Origin of the sequence: Polynucleobacter brandtiae, assembly GCF_002797575.1 — a bacterium.
GTDB lineage: Bacteria > Pseudomonadota > Gammaproteobacteria > Burkholderiales > Burkholderiaceae > Polynucleobacter > Polynucleobacter brandtiae.
In genome coordinates this window covers 1-16,889 of the sequence record NZ_PGTX01000006.1, presented here as the reverse complement: position 1 = coordinate 16,889, position 16,889 = coordinate 1, and the positions used below count along the sequence as shown (strand labels likewise).

General features: G+C 43.6%; 20 protein-coding genes and 1 tRNA gene. 11 read left to right on the top strand and 10 right to left on the bottom strand.

The features are described 5' to 3' along the window. Position 1: 1 nt before the first annotated feature. On the bottom strand, positions 2-370 hold the full coding sequence (panD, locus tag B0G85_RS09390) for an aspartate 1-decarboxylase (RefSeq protein ID WP_100380206.1): 369 nt from the start codon (positions 368-370) through the stop codon (positions 2-4). Between the two features lie 222 nt (positions 371-592). Between panD and B0G85_RS09385 the strand changes: the two genes are divergently transcribed. Next, positions 593-1,066, top strand: coding sequence for a hypothetical protein (locus B0G85_RS09385; protein ID WP_232726016.1), 474 nt, complete (start codon positions 593-595; stop codon positions 1,064-1,066). Between the two features lie 19 nt (positions 1,067-1,085). On the opposite strand, the gene B0G85_RS09380 is transcribed toward B0G85_RS09385, so the two are convergent. The 5 genes from B0G85_RS09380 to B0G85_RS09360 are packed head-to-tail and all read right to left on the bottom strand — an operon-like array spanning position 1,086 to position 5,267. Further along, positions 1,086-1,499 carry an ExbD/TolR family protein gene (locus B0G85_RS09380; protein WP_100380205.1) on the bottom strand — a complete coding sequence of 138 codons (414 nt, stop codon included), beginning with the start codon at positions 1,497-1,499 and terminating at the stop codon, positions 1,086-1,088. A 2-nt stretch (positions 1,500-1,501) separates the two neighbouring features. Next, positions 1,502-2,194, bottom strand: coding sequence for a MotA/TolQ/ExbB proton channel family protein (locus B0G85_RS09375; RefSeq protein WP_100380204.1), 693 nt, complete (start codon positions 2,192-2,194; stop codon positions 1,502-1,504). 5 nt (positions 2,195-2,199) lie between these two features. Then, positions 2,200-2,904 (bottom strand): energy transducer TonB, encoded by a 705-nt coding sequence (locus tag B0G85_RS09370; RefSeq protein WP_100380203.1) that lies wholly within the window; start codon positions 2,902-2,904, stop codon positions 2,200-2,202. Then, positions 2,901-3,728, bottom strand: a complete 828-nt coding sequence (murI, locus tag B0G85_RS09365; RefSeq protein ID WP_100380202.1) for a glutamate racemase — start codon at positions 3,726-3,728, stop codon at positions 2,901-2,903. The genes B0G85_RS09370 and murI overlap by 4 nt, the downstream gene beginning before the upstream one ends. A gap of 15 nt (positions 3,729-3,743) precedes the next feature. Continuing rightward, a complete protein-coding gene (locus tag B0G85_RS09360; protein WP_100380201.1) occupies positions 3,744-5,267 on the bottom strand; it encodes a fumarate hydratase in 1,524 nt (507 codons plus the stop codon). Between the two features lie 165 nt (positions 5,268-5,432). Between B0G85_RS09360 and acs the strand changes: the two genes are divergently transcribed. Both acs and B0G85_RS09350 read left to right on the top strand, forming a co-directional pair. Next, positions 5,433-7,406, top strand: coding sequence for an acetate--CoA ligase (gene acs / locus B0G85_RS09355; protein WP_100380200.1), 1,974 nt, complete (start codon positions 5,433-5,435; stop codon positions 7,404-7,406). 58 nt (positions 7,407-7,464) lie between these two features. Continuing rightward, positions 7,465-7,555: transfer RNA gene (locus B0G85_RS09350), tRNA-Ser, on the top strand. Between the two features lie 70 nt (positions 7,556-7,625). Here the strand turns inward: B0G85_RS09350 and B0G85_RS09345 are convergent. Together B0G85_RS09345 and B0G85_RS09340 are read right to left on the bottom strand one after the other, a co-directional pair. Continuing rightward, positions 7,626-7,898, bottom strand: a complete 273-nt coding sequence (locus B0G85_RS09345) for a hypothetical protein (protein ID WP_100380199.1) — start codon at positions 7,896-7,898, stop codon at positions 7,626-7,628. Between the two features lie 388 nt (positions 7,899-8,286). After that, positions 8,287-8,721 (bottom strand): DUF4118 domain-containing protein, encoded by a 435-nt coding sequence (locus tag B0G85_RS09340; protein ID WP_100380198.1) that lies wholly within the window; start codon positions 8,719-8,721, stop codon positions 8,287-8,289. A gap of 46 nt (positions 8,722-8,767) precedes the next feature. Between B0G85_RS09340 and B0G85_RS09335 the strand changes: the two genes are divergently transcribed. Continuing rightward, positions 8,768-9,640, top strand: a complete 873-nt coding sequence (locus B0G85_RS09335; RefSeq protein ID WP_100380197.1) for an alpha/beta hydrolase — start codon at positions 8,768-8,770, stop codon at positions 9,638-9,640. Positions 9,641-9,646: 6 nt separating this feature from the next. On the opposite strand, the gene B0G85_RS09330 is transcribed toward B0G85_RS09335, so the two are convergent. Beyond that, the gene (locus tag B0G85_RS09330) at positions 9,647-10,378 is read right to left on the bottom strand and encodes a MipA/OmpV family protein (protein WP_198508797.1); all 732 of its coding nucleotides are present in this window, start codon (positions 10,376-10,378) and stop codon (positions 9,647-9,649) included. Between the two features lie 133 nt (positions 10,379-10,511). Between B0G85_RS09330 and B0G85_RS09325 the strand changes: the two genes are divergently transcribed. From B0G85_RS09325 to B0G85_RS09295, 7 genes are all read left to right on the top strand, one after another. Continuing rightward, positions 10,512-10,961, top strand: coding sequence for a DUF2147 domain-containing protein (locus B0G85_RS09325; RefSeq protein WP_100380283.1), 450 nt, complete (start codon positions 10,512-10,514; stop codon positions 10,959-10,961). 386 nt (positions 10,962-11,347) lie between these two features. Continuing rightward, positions 11,348-11,698, top strand: coding sequence for a hypothetical protein (locus B0G85_RS09320; RefSeq protein ID WP_100380195.1), 351 nt, complete (start codon positions 11,348-11,350; stop codon positions 11,696-11,698). 294 nt (positions 11,699-11,992) lie between these two features. Then, positions 11,993-12,307, top strand: a complete 315-nt coding sequence (locus tag B0G85_RS09315; RefSeq protein WP_100380194.1) for a hypothetical protein — start codon at positions 11,993-11,995, stop codon at positions 12,305-12,307. Next, positions 12,304-13,737 (top strand): TolC family protein, encoded by a 1,434-nt coding sequence (locus tag B0G85_RS09310; RefSeq protein ID WP_100380193.1) that lies wholly within the window; start codon positions 12,304-12,306, stop codon positions 13,735-13,737. The genes B0G85_RS09315 and B0G85_RS09310 overlap by 4 nt, the downstream gene beginning before the upstream one ends. A 13-nt stretch (positions 13,738-13,750) precedes the next feature. Beyond that, a complete protein-coding gene (locus tag B0G85_RS09305) occupies positions 13,751-15,160 on the top strand; it encodes a multicopper oxidase family protein (protein ID WP_100380192.1) in 1,410 nt (469 codons plus the stop codon). A 17-nt stretch (positions 15,161-15,177) separates the two neighbouring features. Further along, complete coding sequence (locus tag B0G85_RS09300; protein ID WP_100380191.1) at positions 15,178-15,546, top strand: copper-binding protein; 369 nt, start codon at positions 15,178-15,180, stop codon at positions 15,544-15,546. A gap of 55 nt (positions 15,547-15,601) precedes the next feature. Next, positions 15,602-16,075, top strand: a complete 474-nt coding sequence (locus B0G85_RS09295) for a DUF411 domain-containing protein (RefSeq protein ID WP_100380190.1) — start codon at positions 15,602-15,604, stop codon at positions 16,073-16,075. A 316-nt stretch (positions 16,076-16,391) separates the two neighbouring features. Here the strand turns inward: B0G85_RS09295 and B0G85_RS09290 are convergent. Beyond that, a partial coding sequence (locus B0G85_RS09290; protein ID WP_157799293.1) for an integrase core domain-containing protein occupies positions 16,392-16,889 on the bottom strand: 498 nt, incomplete at its 5' end.

Below are 16,889 nucleotides of genomic sequence, written 5' to 3'. Positions count from 1 at the left end.
TTTATATACCGATTTTCTTGATTTCTTTAATGCGATTGTTGGGGTCGATTAGAACTACCTTTGGAATGTGGGTAAGTGCATCAGCTTCACTCATCGGGCCATAAGTGCAGATGATGAGCAAATCACCAACGTGTGCTTTGCGAGCGGCTGCGCCATTGAGTGAAATAATTCCGGAGCCGCGCTTAGCCTTAATGATGTAAGTTGAAAAGCGCTCACCATTATTAATATTATAAAGTTCAATTTTCTCGAATTCTTTCATGTCAGCGGCTTGCATCAGATCCTCATCAATACCACATGAGCCTTCGTACTCTAAATCTGCCTCGGTGACAGTAACGCGATGTAATTTGGCACGAAGCATAATGCGCTGCATAATTTAAACTTTCAAGCAAGAGTTGAGTCGTTGTGAAACTAGAAAATACCAACAAGGTTTATTTTATAGTACCAAGAATTCACAGCCGCATTGGCACCCCTCCAATTTGATTTGGTAATACCCATGATTATTTTTATTGCCAAACTATAATTAGGTCATCATTTTCGATTGCAGTCTCGAGCCTTAGTAGGCTCTCGTTAATTATCTTAAAAATAGCCATGAATGATGATCAGATCCTATTTATCGATTCTCCTCTTAGCGACTTCCCTTTTTGTGAAGTCGTCACTTGCACAAGCAGTCGAGCCCCTAGTTTTTACTTGTGTGCGGGCTGAGCAGCAGTACACCGAAACTTATGAATTCAGAATAGATCCTGCCACTAAAAATCAGAAGGCTAAAGTGTTTGTGGATGGCCGCGACTTAGACCGTACTGATGAGATGGGGGGTCAAGTCGTGAGGTCAGTAGTGATGAGTAAGGACGCCGCCTTAATTTCTATACAGGCTGACTTTTTACCTGAGCGTTATGACGGAGTGCAATACGGCCCTGGTTTGGTAAGCACATTCATTAATGTTCATCTTTTGACGGGGCGTCTAATCAAAACGGAAACGATTCAAGGGGGAATCTTATCGGCCACTTTGGGTAATGGTACTCAGACCTATCAAGAGCAATGTGCTGTGATGAAACGATCTGCCCCCTAATGGGGTGGCAGCAGCATACTTAATTCGGTTCAGTTACAAATCCCAGCTTGGTAAGCCCCGCACGTCGTGAGGCGGCTAGTACTTGTGCAACATACTCGTATTTGACCGACTTATCTGCGCGCAAATTAATTTCTGGTTGCGGTTCTTTTTGCGCTGCTTTTTCTGCATACCCATCAAATGTTTTTAAATCAATTGGAGCGCTATTCCAAAAGATTTGTCCTTGAGCGTTAATCGTCAATTGAACAGACTCCGGCTTTACTTCATTACGCACGCTGTTGGCTTTTGGTAACTCCACTTTGACTGCCTGCTGGATGACTGGCAAGGTAATCATAAAGATGATCAGCAGCACCAACATGACATCCACCATCGGGGTCATGTTGATTTCAGCTATTAGACTATCTTCGCTCTGATCATTCTGCAAATTGAATGACATCGTTATTCTCCAGACTTCATGCGGGCGCCAGTCACAAAATAGGCTAGCAAATCATTTCCAAAGCGATTAAGTTCAGCGCCCAGTAATTTATTGGCACGATTGAGCGCATTGAATCCCAGCACTGCAGGAATCGCCACCGCTAAGCCCAGAGCAGTCATGATGAGGGCCTCACCAATCGGCCCAGCTACTTGATCAATTTGAGCGCTACCAGAGCTGCTAATCGCAATTAATGCGTGATAGATGCCCCAAACCGTACCGAATAGGCCGACAAATGGTGCGGTTGCTCCGGTAGAGCCTAAAAAGGTCAATCCCTTTTGGAATCCTGCGGTAACGCCATCAATACTATTTTTAAGGCTTCGTGCCATCCATTCAGAGTAGTTCAATGTCTGCAACAGCTCGCGATGATTGCTTGCTTGACTTTGGTGGTGCGCAGAGGCGGCGCTAGCTGCTTTGGCTATTTGATAGTAAGGATTGGCTGCATGGTTAGTCAATGCCTCAAGACCTTGTTCATACGATGTGGCGCGCCAAAATTGCTCTAGCTCAGGTTTCAATTTCTGTAGGCTGCGTACAGCCCAAAAGCGTGACAACAAGATTACCCAGGTAACAATAGAGCTGGTCAGTAGTGCGATCGCTACAAAGCGAGTAATGGCATCGCCTTCGAGCCAAAGATTTGCTAAGCCAAATGGTGTATTCATAATGATTAATTCTTTAAATTAAATTTAATTAACAGGTTAGTAGAAATTCTGGCAGCTGCACCATTGACTATAAATGGCTTAAAACGATAACGTCGACCAATTTCAGTTGCCGCACGATCTAGGCGCGGGAATGAACTAGAACGCAATAGGGCAACATCTTCAACATTACCTCCCTCATCAATAATCAACCTGACTACGACCTCCCCTTGTTCACCTGAGCGCTTAGAAAATGAGGGGTAGTAAGCATCGGCATCTGGCTGATATGCCACAACTAGTTTACCAATGTCAGTCTGAATAGGCGTACCACTAGATCCTGCATTAGTAGCAGGGGCAACCGCTGCATTGGGTGTTGGGGACTCGCTTTTGGATGTTTGCGGGGTTGTTGGGTTAGCCTTCTGTTCCTGAGGTTGTGGCGGTGTTTGTGCTTGCGTGGACTTTTCATCCACCACTTTTTTCTTTTGCTCTTGCTTTGGCTTGGGTGGAGGCGGCGCAGCTTGGGGTGGCGTAGGTTGGGGTGGTTGAGCGGCTTCTGGGCTAACGAGATTGGCCATCACTCTAGTGTCATTCTGATCATCGCGATGATCATGGGAGGGTAGCCGAATGAGATCAGCAAATAACAACGCATGTAGCAGAATTACCAAACCAATAATGATGCGATCTGTTTTATTAAACGGCAGGAAGGCGTCTATTTTTTGGAAAAAAGGACTCATGCAAGCTCGCCCAAATGTTCAGTGGAGACCACATGCACCGTCAAATCCGTGGCCATTAAATCTTTTGCCATCGATAGCAGGACAGCCTCATCTTTACTGCTAATGAAGTCAACAGTGCCATGCTGGGTACTACCATCATTCATCAGCTGCAGTGAAGGGGGTAATAGTAAATCTATCTGCCTTTTGAGTTGCTTGACTACCGCTTCACTAGTGTCAACTAAAGTGATTGTGTCCCCGAGTAATTGACGAATCACCCTTTTTAAAAAAGGGTAGTGAGTGCACCCCAGAACCAGTGTGTCGGCACCCGCCGACTGAATGGGTTTGAGGTGCTCAGCCAGCAGTGCAATGGTTTCTACGCTATCGGCCTGTCCAGCCTCTATTAAGGGGACTAAGCCAGCCCCGGATTGTTTAATAAAGCGGCAGTGCTCGGGCAATGTTGCCAGCAGTGCATTGAACTTATCACTATTAAGGGTTGCTTCGGTAGCTAGGACCCCTACGATTCCATTGAAAGACTGCATCGCTGCCGGTTTAATGCCAGGCTCCACCCCGATGATGGGAGTATCCGTGAGTTTAGAGCGAATATCGGCAATCGCTTGTGCCGTTGCGGTATTACAGGCAACAACAATCACATCACACCCCAGTGCAGCTAAGTGTTGACAAAGTGCCATGCTGCGAGAAGCAATCCAAGCGCTGGTTTTTTCTCCATAAGGCGCATAGAGCGAGTCGGCTAAATAAATATAGCTATGCTCAGGCAACCTGAGTAGGGCCTCATCCAAAATGGATAGGCCGCCTACGCCAGAATCAAAAACCCCAATGAGTGCCAAAAAATAAACTGCGCTTTAAATAATTGTGACCGGGATATTGCCGATCTTCGCTTGCCATTCTTTGGGGCCGATATCATGCATTGAGATGCCAGCAGAGCTGACCGCCACTGTCACGGGCATATCTTTGACATCGAATTCATAAATCGCTTCCATGCCTAAATCAGCAAAGCCAACGACCTTCGCTGTTTGAATTGCCTTGGATACTAAGTAGGCAGCGCCTCCAACAGCCATCAGGTAAGCAGATTGGTGTTTTTTGATTGCCTCAATAGCAACCGGTCCACGTTCTGCTTTTCCGATCATCGAGATCAGGCCGGTCTGAGAGAGCATCATCTCGGTAAATTTATCCATGCGAGTCGATGTCGTTGGGCCCGCTGGACCGACAGCTTCGTTGCCTACAGGATCAACTGGGCCAACGTAGTAGATCACTCTATCCTTAAAGCTGACTGGGAGTGCTTCACCTTTGGCTAGCATGTCCTGAATACGCTTATGTGCTGCATCACGACCCGTTAAGATTTTGCCGTTTAAGAGCAATGTTTCGCCTGCTTTCCAGCTGGCCACTTCTGTGGCGGTAAGGGTATCTAAGTTCACTCGCTTTGATTTTTGAGTATCCGGCGTCCAAGTCACATCTGGCCAGTCTGCTAATGAGGGAATCTCTAACTTGGCAGGCCCATCACCATGCAGGTGAAAATGGATATGACGGGTGGCTGCGCAGTTCGGAATCATGGCCACAGGTAATGAGGCGGCATGGGTTGGATAGTCCAGAATTTTGACATCTAACACCGTTGTGAGGCCACCTAAACCTTGAGCGCCAATGCCCAGTTGATTTACCTTTTCAAAAATTTCTAAGCGGAGCTCTTCAACGCGATTTTTAGGGCCGCGAGTAATTAATTCTTGTATATCTACAGGGCCCATTAAAGATTCTTTAGCCATCAACATGGCTTTCTCTGGGGTGCCCCCAATACCAATACCTAGAATGCCAGGAGGACACCAGCCCGCACCCATTGTAGGTACAGTTTTCACTACCCAATCTACGATGGAGTCAGAGGGATTAAGCATGACCATCTTGGCTTTATTTTCAGAGCCGCCACCCTTGGCTGCACAAATGACCTCGACATCATCGCCCGGAACAATCTCATAATGGATCACGGCGGGGGTATTGTCACCGGTATTGCGGCGCTTTCCGGCGGGATCTTCCAGTACTGAGGCGCGTAGTGGATTTTCAGGATTCATATAAGCACGGCGAACACCTTCGTTCACCATGTCGGAAACGCTCATCGTGGCGTCACTCCATTGAACGTTCATGCCAATTTTGAGAAACACCACAGCAATACCGGTGTCTTGGCACATGGGGCGATGTCCTTCTGCGCACATGCGACTATTGGTCAGGATTTGAGCAATAGCATCTTTGGCTGCAGCACCTTGTTCTAGCTCATATGCTTTACCCAAAGCCGAGATGAAATCCTTAGGATGGTAATAAGAGATGAACTGAAATGCATCGGCAACGCTCTGAATGAGGTCGTTTTGTTTGATATTGGTCATAGTGATGGGCTTATTTTGTAAAGTTTTTCTTATTTTAAGGGTTTGCCATAGAGCAAAAGCTACGTGTTTTCACTTATCTTATTAGTAGTTGGGAACGTATTTCCCTAATTCTGCGTTATTTTCGTGGAAAAAGACGATTCATTATTTATTTGAGGGCTGTAACGCATGGAGCAATTATTGCAAGAAAACCGCGTATTTCACCCACCAGCAGACTTTATAAAAGGGGCTGCTATCTCTGGGATGGATGCTTATCACCAGCTATGTGCTGAGGCAGAGACAGATTATGACGGCTTCTGGGCGCGTCTTGCCAATGAACATATTTTTTGGAAGAAGCCATTCACAACGGTTTTAGATGAATCTACAGCACCTTTTTACAAATGGTTTGAAGATGGTCTAACCAATGCTTCATACAACTGCCTAGACCTCAATGTTGAAAAAGGCCTTGGCGATAAAAAAGCCATTATTTTTGAAGCGGACGATGGCACCGTCAGTAATGTGACTTACCAAGATTTATTGGATCGCGTTTCTAAGATGGCAAACGCACTTCGCAAAATGGGCATTCAGTCGGGCGATCGCGTAATCATTTATATGTCGATGTCCATTGAGGGTGTTGTGGCAATGCAAGCATGTGCTCGTATTGGTGCAATTCACTCTGTAGTGTTCGGTGGCTTCTCTGCAAAATCATTGCAAGAACGTATTGTGGACGTTGGTGCGGTAGCTGTTATTACTGCTGATGAGCAATTGCGTGGCGGTAAAGCATTGCCACTTAAAGTGATTGTGGATGAAGCGATTGCCTTGGGCGATTGTGAAAAAGTAAAGAACGTCATTGTTTATCAGCGCACGGGCGGCAATATTCCAATGACAGCAGGGCGTGATTCTTGGATGCATGAAGTTGTCGCTAATGAATCTGCGGTCTGTGAGCCAGAGTGGGTTAGTGCTGAACACCCACTATTTATTTTGTATACATCCGGCTCTACCGGTAAACCAAAAGGCGTGCAGCACTCTACGGGCGGCTACTTATTGTGGGCTATTCTCACAATGAAATGGACCTTTGATATTAAGCATGATGACGTGTTCTGGTGCACTGCTGATATTGGCTGGGTCACTGGTCACTCCTATATTACATATGGTCCTTTAGCTGTAGGCGCTACAGAGATTGTCTTTGAAGGTGTGCCAACATTCCCTAATGCAGGCCGTTTTTGGGACATGATTCAAAAACATAAAGCGACTATTTTCTACACTGCTCCAACCGCTATTCGCTCGCTGATTAAAGCCTCTAGTAATGATGTAGCAGTGCACCCTAAGAGCTATGACTTATCCTCACTGCGCCTGCTAGGCTCAGTAGGAGAGCCAATTAATCCAGAGGCATGGATGTGGTATTACGAAAATGTGGGTGGCTCACGCTGCCCGATTGCTGACACGTTCTGGCAAACCGAAACTGGTGGTCATATGATTTCACCATTGCCGGGCGCAACACCAATGGTTCCGGGTTCATGCACCTTACCTTTACCGGGAATCATGGCAGCGATTGTGGATGAAGTAGGTCACGACGTGCCAAATGGCCATGGCGGTATTTTGGTAGTAAAACGTCCATGGCCTTCGATGATCCGCACGATTTGGAATGACCCTGATCGTTTCGTGAAGTCTTATTTCCCTGAAGAATTGGGTGGGACTTTATATCTTGCGGGTGATGGCGCTATTCGAAACAAAGACAATGCCTATTTTACGATCACAGGCCGTATTGACGATGTCTTAAATGTTTCTGGACACCGCATGGGTACGATGGAAATCGAATCTTGCTTAGTCGCCAATCCATTAGTTGCTGAGGCTGCAGTAGTAGGACGCCCAGATGAATTAACGGGTGAGGCGATTTGCGCTTTTGTTGTGCTCAAAGGCGGCCGCCCCACAGGTGATGAGGCGAAAAAGTTAGCGCTTGATTTACGTAATTGGGTTGGTAAAGAAATTGGCCCGATTGCAAAGCCGAAAGATATTCGTTTTGGCGATAACCTACCTAAAACACGCTCGGGCAAGATCATGCGTCGTTTATTGCGTGTTATTGCTAAGGGTGAAGAGGTGACACAAGACACATCCACACTGGAGAACCCTGCCATTTTGGATCAGCTAAAGCAGCCTCTATAAGTATATTTATCCAGGAAACCCTTTCTCAAACTTCAATAATCGTATACTTGCAGACTTCGGAAGGGTGGATGAGCGGTTTAAGTCACACGCCTGGAAAGCGTGCGTAGGTTTATAGCCTACCGCGGGTTCGAATCCCGCCTCTTCCGCCAAGTTGTCAAGTAGATAAAGGGCCTTCGGGTCCTTTTCTGCCTTTTCACCACAAATTTCCCCACACAGCCCCTATTCCTCATCCCTTTCCCGAGTTAGAGGCAGGTTAGCTATCTTGTCTTCTGGTGCTGGCGTTGCCGTTCTTTGATGCCGCGCTTCATCTACCGCAGCCTCCTCAAACTCTCTTATACGCTTGAGTTCAAGATCCTTAGCTTCTGCTAGCTTAGATGCTGGCATCACTGTGCCGTCCTTTATGAGCTGCTCTAGCTGGAACTGCTTAAAGGTCTGAGTTTTTATCGTGCCAGCGTATTTGGCATCACTATTGTCTGAGCTATCAAAATCCATAAGGTTAATGTAACAGTGTTACTGGGGTACCCCCTGTTGATTTCTAGGAATCTAGACCCCACGGTACCCCCACCCCCTAAATAGGCCCCTTTACTTGGGGAGAGGCTATACATAGTATTTTGCTCATTCAAAGTACGCCCAACAGTTTTGTTTAATACGCGCGCCTCATTAACTTACGCCCTTCTAAGGCGTAGGTCGCACGTTCGAATCGTGCTGGGAAGGTCAGATCTTCGAATTGAATAAGCTTTGTAATCATTGGTTTAACTGTGATTGGGTCTCAATATAAGTTGGGCTTGATCACAGGGTGTCGGTTTTACCCGACTACAGATGAGGTGGGGGCTTAGTTTGTAAGTAAAGGTTTTTAAAGATTGATAGTGCTAATGTAGTCTTATTTATCCCTACTTTTCTTACTTAGCTTAGCCATGATATCCATGCGTGATTCACATACCTTAGCTATTAATAGCGCCCTATAGCGTTCGCGTTGTAACTTTTCAATCAAATAGATGACAAGGACAAATAAGGATATATAGATCAGAATCGAAAGCAGGTCTACTGGATCTTCAATATCGAAAGAGTTGAACGGAGGGATAAAAAAATAAAAAGCTAATGGAATTGATATGGCCATAGTAAGAACGGCCGGTCGAAAGCCAAAGTAGTAGCAAATAATTGTTGTGTTGAACAAAAAAAATAAAATGGGAAATGAGCCCTGCAAAAGTAGTTGAAGACTATATCGAATATAAAAAGCTGCCAGTACACCAAGTAACGCAACTAAATACACTTTGGGTGAACTATTACACCAGGCGCGTGAATTTTTAATTAGCATTGATGCATCTCGATAAATGTTAGTATTTTGAATTATAGGAGCATAAATGTCAGATGCAAATCAACTCTTGAGCAATCAGTATATTCATGGCAAAAGCGGTTGCGCAGTCATCTTATTGCCGGGCCTACAAGGCACTCCTCTTGAATTGGGTTCTATTCCACGAAAGTTAGTAGAGCTCGGACATTCTATCTACTATCCCAAGATTGAGGGATACATTGCGGGTACTGGAATCAGCGATTATGAAGAGTGGTTAATCCAATTGGATGGGGCTGTGGAACTGCTTGCCCAAGACCATCAAAGTATCGCTCTGATTGGTTTAAGTATGGGCGCTACGCTAGCCTTGGCGTATCAGGGTGAAAATCAAAAGTGTGCTGGAGTAGTTGCGCTCGCCCCAGTTTTAGCTTATGACGGCTGGACGATCCCCTGGTATTACCCTCTACTTCATCTGATATTTACACTAGGAATTAAAGGCTGGAACTATAAAGAATCAGAGCCCTTCGGTCTTCGCAATCTTGAGGTGCGACGAAGAGTAGCAAGGCAAGTAGCAGAGCAAGAAATATCAGAAGTAGGGGCTTCTGTATTGACTGCAAAACATCTTTATCAAGGACTAAGATTAATAGATTTTACAAAGAGTATCCTACGTGAAATTAAGTCTAAGTTATTGCTCATTGGTTCTATTGACGATGACGTTGTTAGTCCACAAACGATTGAGTTAATAAAACAAGAAGTAGCTTCAGATACTGTCAGGATCATTTGGTTGGGAAATTCTTATCACATCATCACTTTGGATAATGAGCGTGAGATTGTAGTTAACGAGACGGTAGAATTTATTGATCAAATTTTTCAACAGAAAAAAAGTAGTCAAATATATTCTGACGAAGCCAAGCAATTAATGATTCGAGCGCGGCTATCTGATTAATGCTAACTACTTGAACCGATAAGCAAGCCCAACAAAAACCGTATCTTGAAACGATTTCGTTAATACAGGGCTATTGCCAACGCCATTTCCTAGCCACTTGCGCTTGCCATACAAATTGAGGTACCAATCATCTACTACTGGTATTTCCAATAAAAAACCAGCTAAAGGGTTTGTTGAGGTTTTAGCATTAAAGGCTTGGTATCCGGTTTGCAGGGCTTCCTCGCTAGTGATTCCATAGTAGTAGTTAGCGTAGCTAGATGATTGTTGCTCAATACCCAGCTGAGGATAGATTTTGATTTGATCAATCAACTCAACCTCACCAAAGTAATTGAACTCTAAGAGGTTACCTCTCGATTTTCCAAAATCATGATAAAGGTTCAGCATAAAAATACCCATATCAGTCTCTTGAAAAGTTCCTAGTCCTATCGGCGCTTGGTAGCCTTTATTAATAGTTTGTCCATTGATAACAGATTTGACCTTGTAGGTATCGGGATCTACTTTTCCAACAATTTCCAAATGCCCAGCACCTAACTTAATTGTTTTAAAGGCGATTTGATCAATTCTGACAGCAAGCCGTTTGTAGTCAAAAAACCCATAGGGTAAGACGGCTGTTTGCGGCCCGTAACTACCAATATTTAAGTTAGTTGAGTAGACGGCGCCACCAATATCACCCACAATGCGATTAGGAAGGGTGGTAGATTCATCCAAGCCCTCGAGCGTCATTGCATTTGAGAGCATGGGAAAAACAAGTAGTAAAAAAATAAGAGGCAACTGAGCCAGTCTTTTTCGCGTTGCAAGTCTCAGCTTTTTGAGTGTCATGAATGTGATTTTCTGTAAAGGTATGATGTTGCGAACAACACAGGAAAAATAGATGAACCAGCATATCAGTAAAGCCCTTGCCATAAGCGCTTTTAGTGCCCTAATTCTTTCGTCAAATGTTCTGGCCCAAGACATGACTCTTGGATCTTGGGTAACGATTGACGAAAAATCAAATCTACCTAGCTCTCGAATCTTGATTGTAGAGAGAAATGGCGAGTTGATTGGGACTGTTACAGAATTGATTACTACGCCGGGGGAGATGCTTCAAACCCATTGCACACTCTGTAAGGGTGATCTCAAGGGCAAGCCAATTATTGGCATGACCATTTTAAAGGGCCTTAAAAAGGATAAGCCTGGGCAATGGTCCGGCGGAGAAATTGTGGATCCCGATGATGGGGAGGTTTATAAAGTGAGATTGTCTACAGATGATGGAAAAATATTGAAAGTAAGAGGGTATATTGGCATTCCACTTTTAGGAAGAACCCAAAACTGGATACGTTAACTTTGTTGGCTCAGTTATACGGTTTTTTACACGCTGCTCAATTTAAGCCCCTAAACTACTGATTCGCATAGGCACTTGAGCAGCACTGATTTCTTCTAAGGCGTAGGTCGCACGTTCGAATCGTGCTGGGCAGACCAAACTCTCCAAACCAAATGTATAGCCAAATTGATTGGCTTAAGCTGTGATCAAGCCGGATCCGTTAGTGGGGGTGATCTTGAAGTGTCGGTTTGACCCGACTGTAGGTGGGGTGGGGGTATCCTACGCCATTGAAACCATCTAAGTATTAATCCAGAGTAACTCTGATTCAGTAATGTCGTTTAAAACGGCATTTGAGCTAATTTATCCGATGTAATGCATGGTTATGGAATTAGGCTTAATATACAAATATGCGTCGTTTATGCCTTCTCATCTGCTTTAGTTTACTCTCCAGCCTGATTCATGCGGCTGTGATGCCTATTGCCGGTCTCGAGAATAGCGCTAAACAAAAGATGGCTATGACTGATTTGGGTCATGTATCAAGCCACTCTTCCAGTTATCAATTAGCCCACACAGATGAGAATGTCCAGTCCAGTCATTCGAATAAAAGTCATGCTGGATGTGATTTATGTATCGCTGCAATTCCTCATCAGCCAGACTCTCATAGTCTTGGAATTATCCCCAACGGCGCTCCTTTCGGAATGTCTCTCTTAAAAGAGTCAGCCCCTTCACAGCAACTCGCAAAACCACCCGTTTCTTAAATTTAATCTAGTAGTCCGTCCGAAATTTGGACTTATTGAATTTACATAAAGAAAATTAGGAGTTTTGTATGAAAAAAATCATACTTGGGTCATTGCTACAACATTGTTTGCTCTATCGATCAAGCTAAAGCATGTGGCGAGACTAAACAGTTCTCAAAAATGGCTTTATCTAGCGAGCTTAAAAATCTATTGAGTAGAGGCATTTTTTGCTTTTATAGCTTCCCTAAATCTTTTAACAATTATTTAATTTGAGCTTTCTTATCGGACGCAGGGATTACTTTTTTTGGAGAAATAATGATTACGATTTATGGCGTACGGCGAATCAGCCTAATCTTGTTAGCAATTGCTTTAGAGGGTATTCCATTTGCATGGTCTCAAAATGATTTACAAGCAAGTTCCACTAAGACCTTACCGATTAATCCGCCTCAATATAGTTCTGCATTTAATGGTTATCAAAGCTATCTTGAGCAAAAGATAACTCCTTGGAATCAGGCAAATGCTGTTGTTGAGAATATTGGTGGATGGCGAGCCTATGCTAGAGAGTCTACAAAACTAGAGGCTCAGGAACCAATACAAAACAGTAGTAAAAGTCTTGAAAGGGTCAAATGATGATCATTCCATTTGAAAAAAAGTATCGCTTTATTGCTGTCTTGCTTTTAAGCGTACTTTCAGGATGTGCTAGCGTTAACATTGATGAAGTCTTAAAAAAAACTAACGACGAGTCTAGTCAATTTACCAAAGGACAAGTAGTTTTAGCTAAAACAGTACAAGAGCGTCAAGTACTAAATCAAAGGGCACAAGATTTATTATCCAAAAATTTAACTCAAAGTGAAGCAGTTCAGCTAGCATTAATTAATAGCCCAGCTGTTCAGGCGCTGATTGCACAAAACTGGTCTGAGGCTGCATCTGCAGCACAGGCTGGACGTATGTCAAATCCATACTTTGTATTTGAAAGAATGGTTGCGAGCCCAGAGGTTGAGTTTAGTCGTTGGTTTGTATTTGGGTTACTAGATCTGATTACCTTGCCTCAAAGAAAAGATGTTGCTGATAAACGTATTGAGCAGGCACAAATTCGTTTAACTTCTGAAATTATTGATCAGGTGACTTTAGTGCGCCAGTCTTGGGTAAGAGCAGTAGCTGCTAAGGAGACATTAAAGTATGCCGAGCAAGTGTTTAGTAGCGCAGAAGTAGCTGCAGAGCTTGCAAAGCGTATGGAAGCTGTTGGTAACTTTAATAAAATCACAAGAGCAAGACAGCAAGCTTTTTATGCCGATTCTGCAACCCAGCTTGCCAATACAAAGCAAGTGGCTGTTGTGCGTCAAGAAGAATTGGTTCGGGCTCTTGGATTAAGTCAGTCTCAAGCAAGTGAACTAAAGCTACCTAATCGACTACCGGCACTCCCTAAAACACCACTGGGTACTGAATGGGTTGCAGAAAAAGCAGGTGTTGAGCGTTTAGATATACGACTAGCGCAAGCTACCTTAGAGGCTGCAGCAAAAGCTCAAGGGCTGAATTTAATCACTAGTTTTACTGATATTGAGTTAGCGATTAATAGGGGTACTAGATTTAATTCATCAACAGGTGAAAGCGTACCTAGACAAGGTTATCAAATTGCAATTCGGTTGCCTATTTTTGATTGGGGCAATATGAGCCGTGATGCTATGAATGCCCAAACCTTAGCAGCTTTTAATAGACTAGAGGCTGTGACTCGTAATGCAAGCTCAAATCTGAGGCAGACATATTCTGCTTATCGAACCTCATATGATGTATCTCAACATTATCGTAATGAGGTAGTGCCTGTTCGCAAAGCAATCGCAGAAGAAAGCCAACTGCGTTACAACGGCATGATTATTGGGGTTTTTGAATTACTTGCTGATGCAAGAGATCAAGTTTCTACAGTCATTGGAGCGATTGATGCTCAACAGCAATTTTGGCTAGCAGATGCTGCCTTGCAATCATCATTGATTGGTAGGCCTACATCACTTCAAGTTCTAAGTAATGGTGCAAGTGCAGTAATGGCAAGCCCCGCTGGACACTAATAAGGAAAAAGATATGAGCTCACGAAGAGATTTTTTTAAATATGCCGGAATTGCTGGAGGTGCTGTAGCTGTTGCAGCAGTAGGGCGATATTCATTATCGGGTCTTCCCGAAGTGATTACTCAAAGTAATGCAAATACTATGCCGCCCTTAACTCCTAGTACTGGCCGCCCTTATAACCCAGTAGTCACTCTCAATGGATGGACGCTTCCTTGGAGGATGAATGATGGTGTTAAGGAGTTTCATTTAGTAGCAGAGCCTATTGTGAGAGAGATGACGAGTGGGTTCAAAGCTCACCTATGGGGCTATAACGGGCAATCTCCAGGGCCCACGATTGAAGTAGTTGAAGGGGATCGAGTCAGAATATTTGTCACGAACAAGCTGCCAGAGCACACATCAGTACATTGGCATGGACAAAGATTACCCAACGGGATGGATGGGGTTACTGGACTTACTCAAACAGGTATTCAGCCTGGCAAAACGTATATGTATGAATTTATTGCACGTCGTCCAGGAACCTTTATGTATCACCCGCATGCAGATGAAATGGCTCAAATGGCAATGGGAATGATGGGTATGTGGATTACTCATCCCAAAGACAAAAATCCCTTAATTGATGATGTTAATCGTGATTTTTGCTTTCTATTGAGCGCTTACAACATTGATCCAGGTAGTTACACACCCAAAATAATGACCATGCTTGATTTCAACTTGTGGAGCTGGAATAGTCGAATTTACCCTGGAATTGATTCTTTAAATGTAGCGCTTGATGATAAGGTCAGAATAAGAGTGGGCAATCTGACTATGACAAATCACCCTATTCACCTTCATGGTCATGAATTTCATGTAACGGGAACTGATGGTGGTGCAGTACCAAAATCTGCACGTTGGCCTGAGGTGACAACCGATATAGCAGTAGGACAAATGCGTCAGATTGAATTTATAGCAAACGAAGAAGGTGATTGGGCATTTCACTGCCATAAAAGCCATCACACCATGAATGCAATGGGGCATGATGTTCCGACCATGATTGGTGTTGACCATACGGGTATTAGTAAAAAAATTAACAATCTGATTCCTGACTATATGGTGATGGGCGAAAGAGGTATGGCAGATATGACTGATATGGAAATGCCCATCCCTGACAATACAGCTCCCATGATGACCGGGACTGGCCCATTTGGATCGGTTGAGATGGGTGGTATGTTCAGTGTTTTAAAGGTTCGTAAAGATCAAAAGCCAGGTGACTATCAAGATCCAGGTTGGTATAAGCATCCAGCAGGAACTGTGGCATCAGCATATACAGGGCCATTACCAAAGGCGGTGCAAGAGCCTAATGCTAAATCAATTAGCGCAAAAATTACTAGTTCAAAAAAAGATGTAGAAGTAAAAATTATCAAACCTACCGGCCATTCTGGTCATTAACTTAAAAGGGAAATTTTATGAAACGGATGCATCACGTTGTAATCACAGCATTAATTGTTTTATCAAGTACTTCTTTTGCGCAAAGTAACATGCAGTCTCACGGAATGGCCGAAATGGGTCACGGAAATATGGCACATGATCAACAGCAAGCCACTAATGAATATACAAATGGTCAGGTAAAAAAAGTGAATTTAGAAACGAATCAAATAACTATTCGTCATGAGGTGATTAAAAGCCTGGATATGCCGCCCATGACCATGGTCTATATTGCAAAAAATAAATCAATAACTCAAGGTGTAAAGCCTGGCGATAAAATTAAATTTACTGCAACGAAAAACAACGGAAAGTTATACATCACTAATTTAATTAACGAAGGTAGTGAATAATCTTAAAGAAATATACAAAGCTGCCCCTAGGGACGCTTTCAGCCTGGAGAAAGTCATGATTCAAAAATATCAAGTATTAAATACGCAACGAAGAGTTCTTTGCCTTGGTTTAGCTTTACTGCCTGCGTGGAGTTTTGCTGTACCCCAAAAGCAAGTGGTTGAGATGTGGAAGAGCCCCACTTGTGGCTGTTGTCAGGATTGGGCTAATTACATGGAGGTAAATGGTTTTGTGATTAAAGTGCACACAGATGGCAACGATGAAATCAGAAAGAAGTTAGGCATGCCCATTCAGTTTGGTTCTTGTCATACCGCTTTGATTGGCGGCTATGCGATTGAAGGACATGTGCCAGCAAAAGAAATTAAGCGGCTGTTGTCAGAAAAGCCCAAGGCTATTGGACTTACAGTTCCAGCAATGCCAGTAGGCTCTCCAGGCATGGATAGCCCCGAATATAAGGGTAGAAAAGATCCATACGATGTGCTCTTGATTGCATTAAACGGCAAACCATCGGTATATCAGTCTTATCGATAAATGCATAGATGCAATGCTATAAGAAACATCATTACTTAAATTAATTTTATTCTTATTGTCACTGTGGCCTGAACTAGATATTAAAGGCTAATTATAATTTTATAAAATGACTTAGCAGAACTGATCAAATGGTGTCGGTTCGACCGGACACCAAACAGCCAGGATTAAATTTATTCAGGTCGCCCAAACCCTAATCTGAAGTTAAGCTAGCAATTGTGCAGTAACTACTCGCTTGTAATGCTGAATTGAAATCTACCATTTTCCGTTTCTACCTAGTTAACAAGTCTCTGACCTGTCTGGTTTCTTCGGACCATTTTCATTTAGAAACATGGGCTCCAGGGTTTAAGTTATTGCGCCATTCAGATACGAACTCTAGCGGGGTTTGATAATCCAAACTGGAGTGCGGTCTGATTAAATTGTCCCTAAAGGGATTTCCTTTGGTCATTTGCTTACGCCAAGTTTCAATAATCACCTTGGCATGCTGCCTGCTGTAAAACCAGTTCAAAGCTAAACATTCATCTCGGAACTTGCCATTAAAGCTCTCGTTAGTACCGTTTTGCCAAGGCTTGCCTGGTTCAATATGTAGGTTATGTAGACCTTTGGCTACAGCCCATTCCAACAAGATAGTACTAATAAACTCCGGGCCGTTGTCACTTCGTAGAACTTTAGGGTAACCCCGCTTTGCAATCACTTCTTCTAATATCTGCACCACTCGCTTACCTTTAATTGAGCCGGCTACATCAATATACAAACTCTCCTTGGTGAACTCATCGATCAAGGTTAAGCACTTGAGCTTTTGACCATTGGCACAAGC

Excerpts from the sequence above, each read along its gene's own strand:
- panD (WP_100380206.1), bottom strand. The coding sequence starts at position 370 with ATGCAGCGCATTATGCTTCGTGCCAAATTACATCGCGTTACTGTCACC.
- B0G85_RS09385 (WP_232726016.1), top strand. The coding sequence starts at position 593 with ATGATGATCAGATCCTATTTATCGATTCTCCTCTTAGCGACTTCCCTT.
- B0G85_RS09380 (WP_100380205.1), bottom strand. The coding sequence starts at position 1,499 with ATGTCATTCAATTTGCAGAATGATCAGAGCGAAGATAGTCTAATAGCT.
- B0G85_RS09375 (WP_100380204.1), bottom strand. The coding sequence starts at position 2,194 with ATGAATACACCATTTGGCTTAGCAAATCTTTGGCTCGAAGGCGATGCC.
- B0G85_RS09370 (WP_100380203.1), bottom strand. The coding sequence starts at position 2,904 with ATGAGTCCTTTTTTCCAAAAAATAGACGCCTTCCTGCCGTTTAATAAA.
- B0G85_RS09360 (WP_100380201.1), bottom strand. The coding sequence starts at position 5,267 with ATGACCAATATCAAACAAAACGACCTCATTCAGAGCGTTGCCGATGCA.
- acs (WP_100380200.1), top strand. The coding sequence starts at position 5,433 with ATGGAGCAATTATTGCAAGAAAACCGCGTATTTCACCCACCAGCAGAC.
- B0G85_RS09345 (WP_100380199.1), bottom strand. The coding sequence starts at position 7,898 with ATGGATTTTGATAGCTCAGACAATAGTGATGCCAAATACGCTGGCACG.
- B0G85_RS09340 (WP_100380198.1), bottom strand. The coding sequence starts at position 8,721 with ATGCTAATTAAAAATTCACGCGCCTGGTGTAATAGTTCACCCAAAGTG.
- B0G85_RS09335 (WP_100380197.1), top strand. The coding sequence starts at position 8,768 with ATGTCAGATGCAAATCAACTCTTGAGCAATCAGTATATTCATGGCAAA.
- B0G85_RS09330 (WP_198508797.1), bottom strand. The coding sequence starts at position 10,378 with ATGCTCTCAAATGCAATGACGCTCGAGGGCTTGGATGAATCTACCACC.
- B0G85_RS09325 (WP_100380283.1), top strand. The coding sequence starts at position 10,512 with ATGAACCAGCATATCAGTAAAGCCCTTGCCATAAGCGCTTTTAGTGCC.
- B0G85_RS09320 (WP_100380195.1), top strand. The coding sequence starts at position 11,348 with ATGCGTCGTTTATGCCTTCTCATCTGCTTTAGTTTACTCTCCAGCCTG.
- B0G85_RS09315 (WP_100380194.1), top strand. The coding sequence starts at position 11,993 with ATGATTACGATTTATGGCGTACGGCGAATCAGCCTAATCTTGTTAGCA.
- B0G85_RS09310 (WP_100380193.1), top strand. The coding sequence starts at position 12,304 with ATGATGATCATTCCATTTGAAAAAAAGTATCGCTTTATTGCTGTCTTG.
- B0G85_RS09305 (WP_100380192.1), top strand. The coding sequence starts at position 13,751 with ATGAGCTCACGAAGAGATTTTTTTAAATATGCCGGAATTGCTGGAGGT.
- B0G85_RS09300 (WP_100380191.1), top strand. The coding sequence starts at position 15,178 with ATGAAACGGATGCATCACGTTGTAATCACAGCATTAATTGTTTTATCA.
- B0G85_RS09295 (WP_100380190.1), top strand. The coding sequence starts at position 15,602 with ATGATTCAAAAATATCAAGTATTAAATACGCAACGAAGAGTTCTTTGC.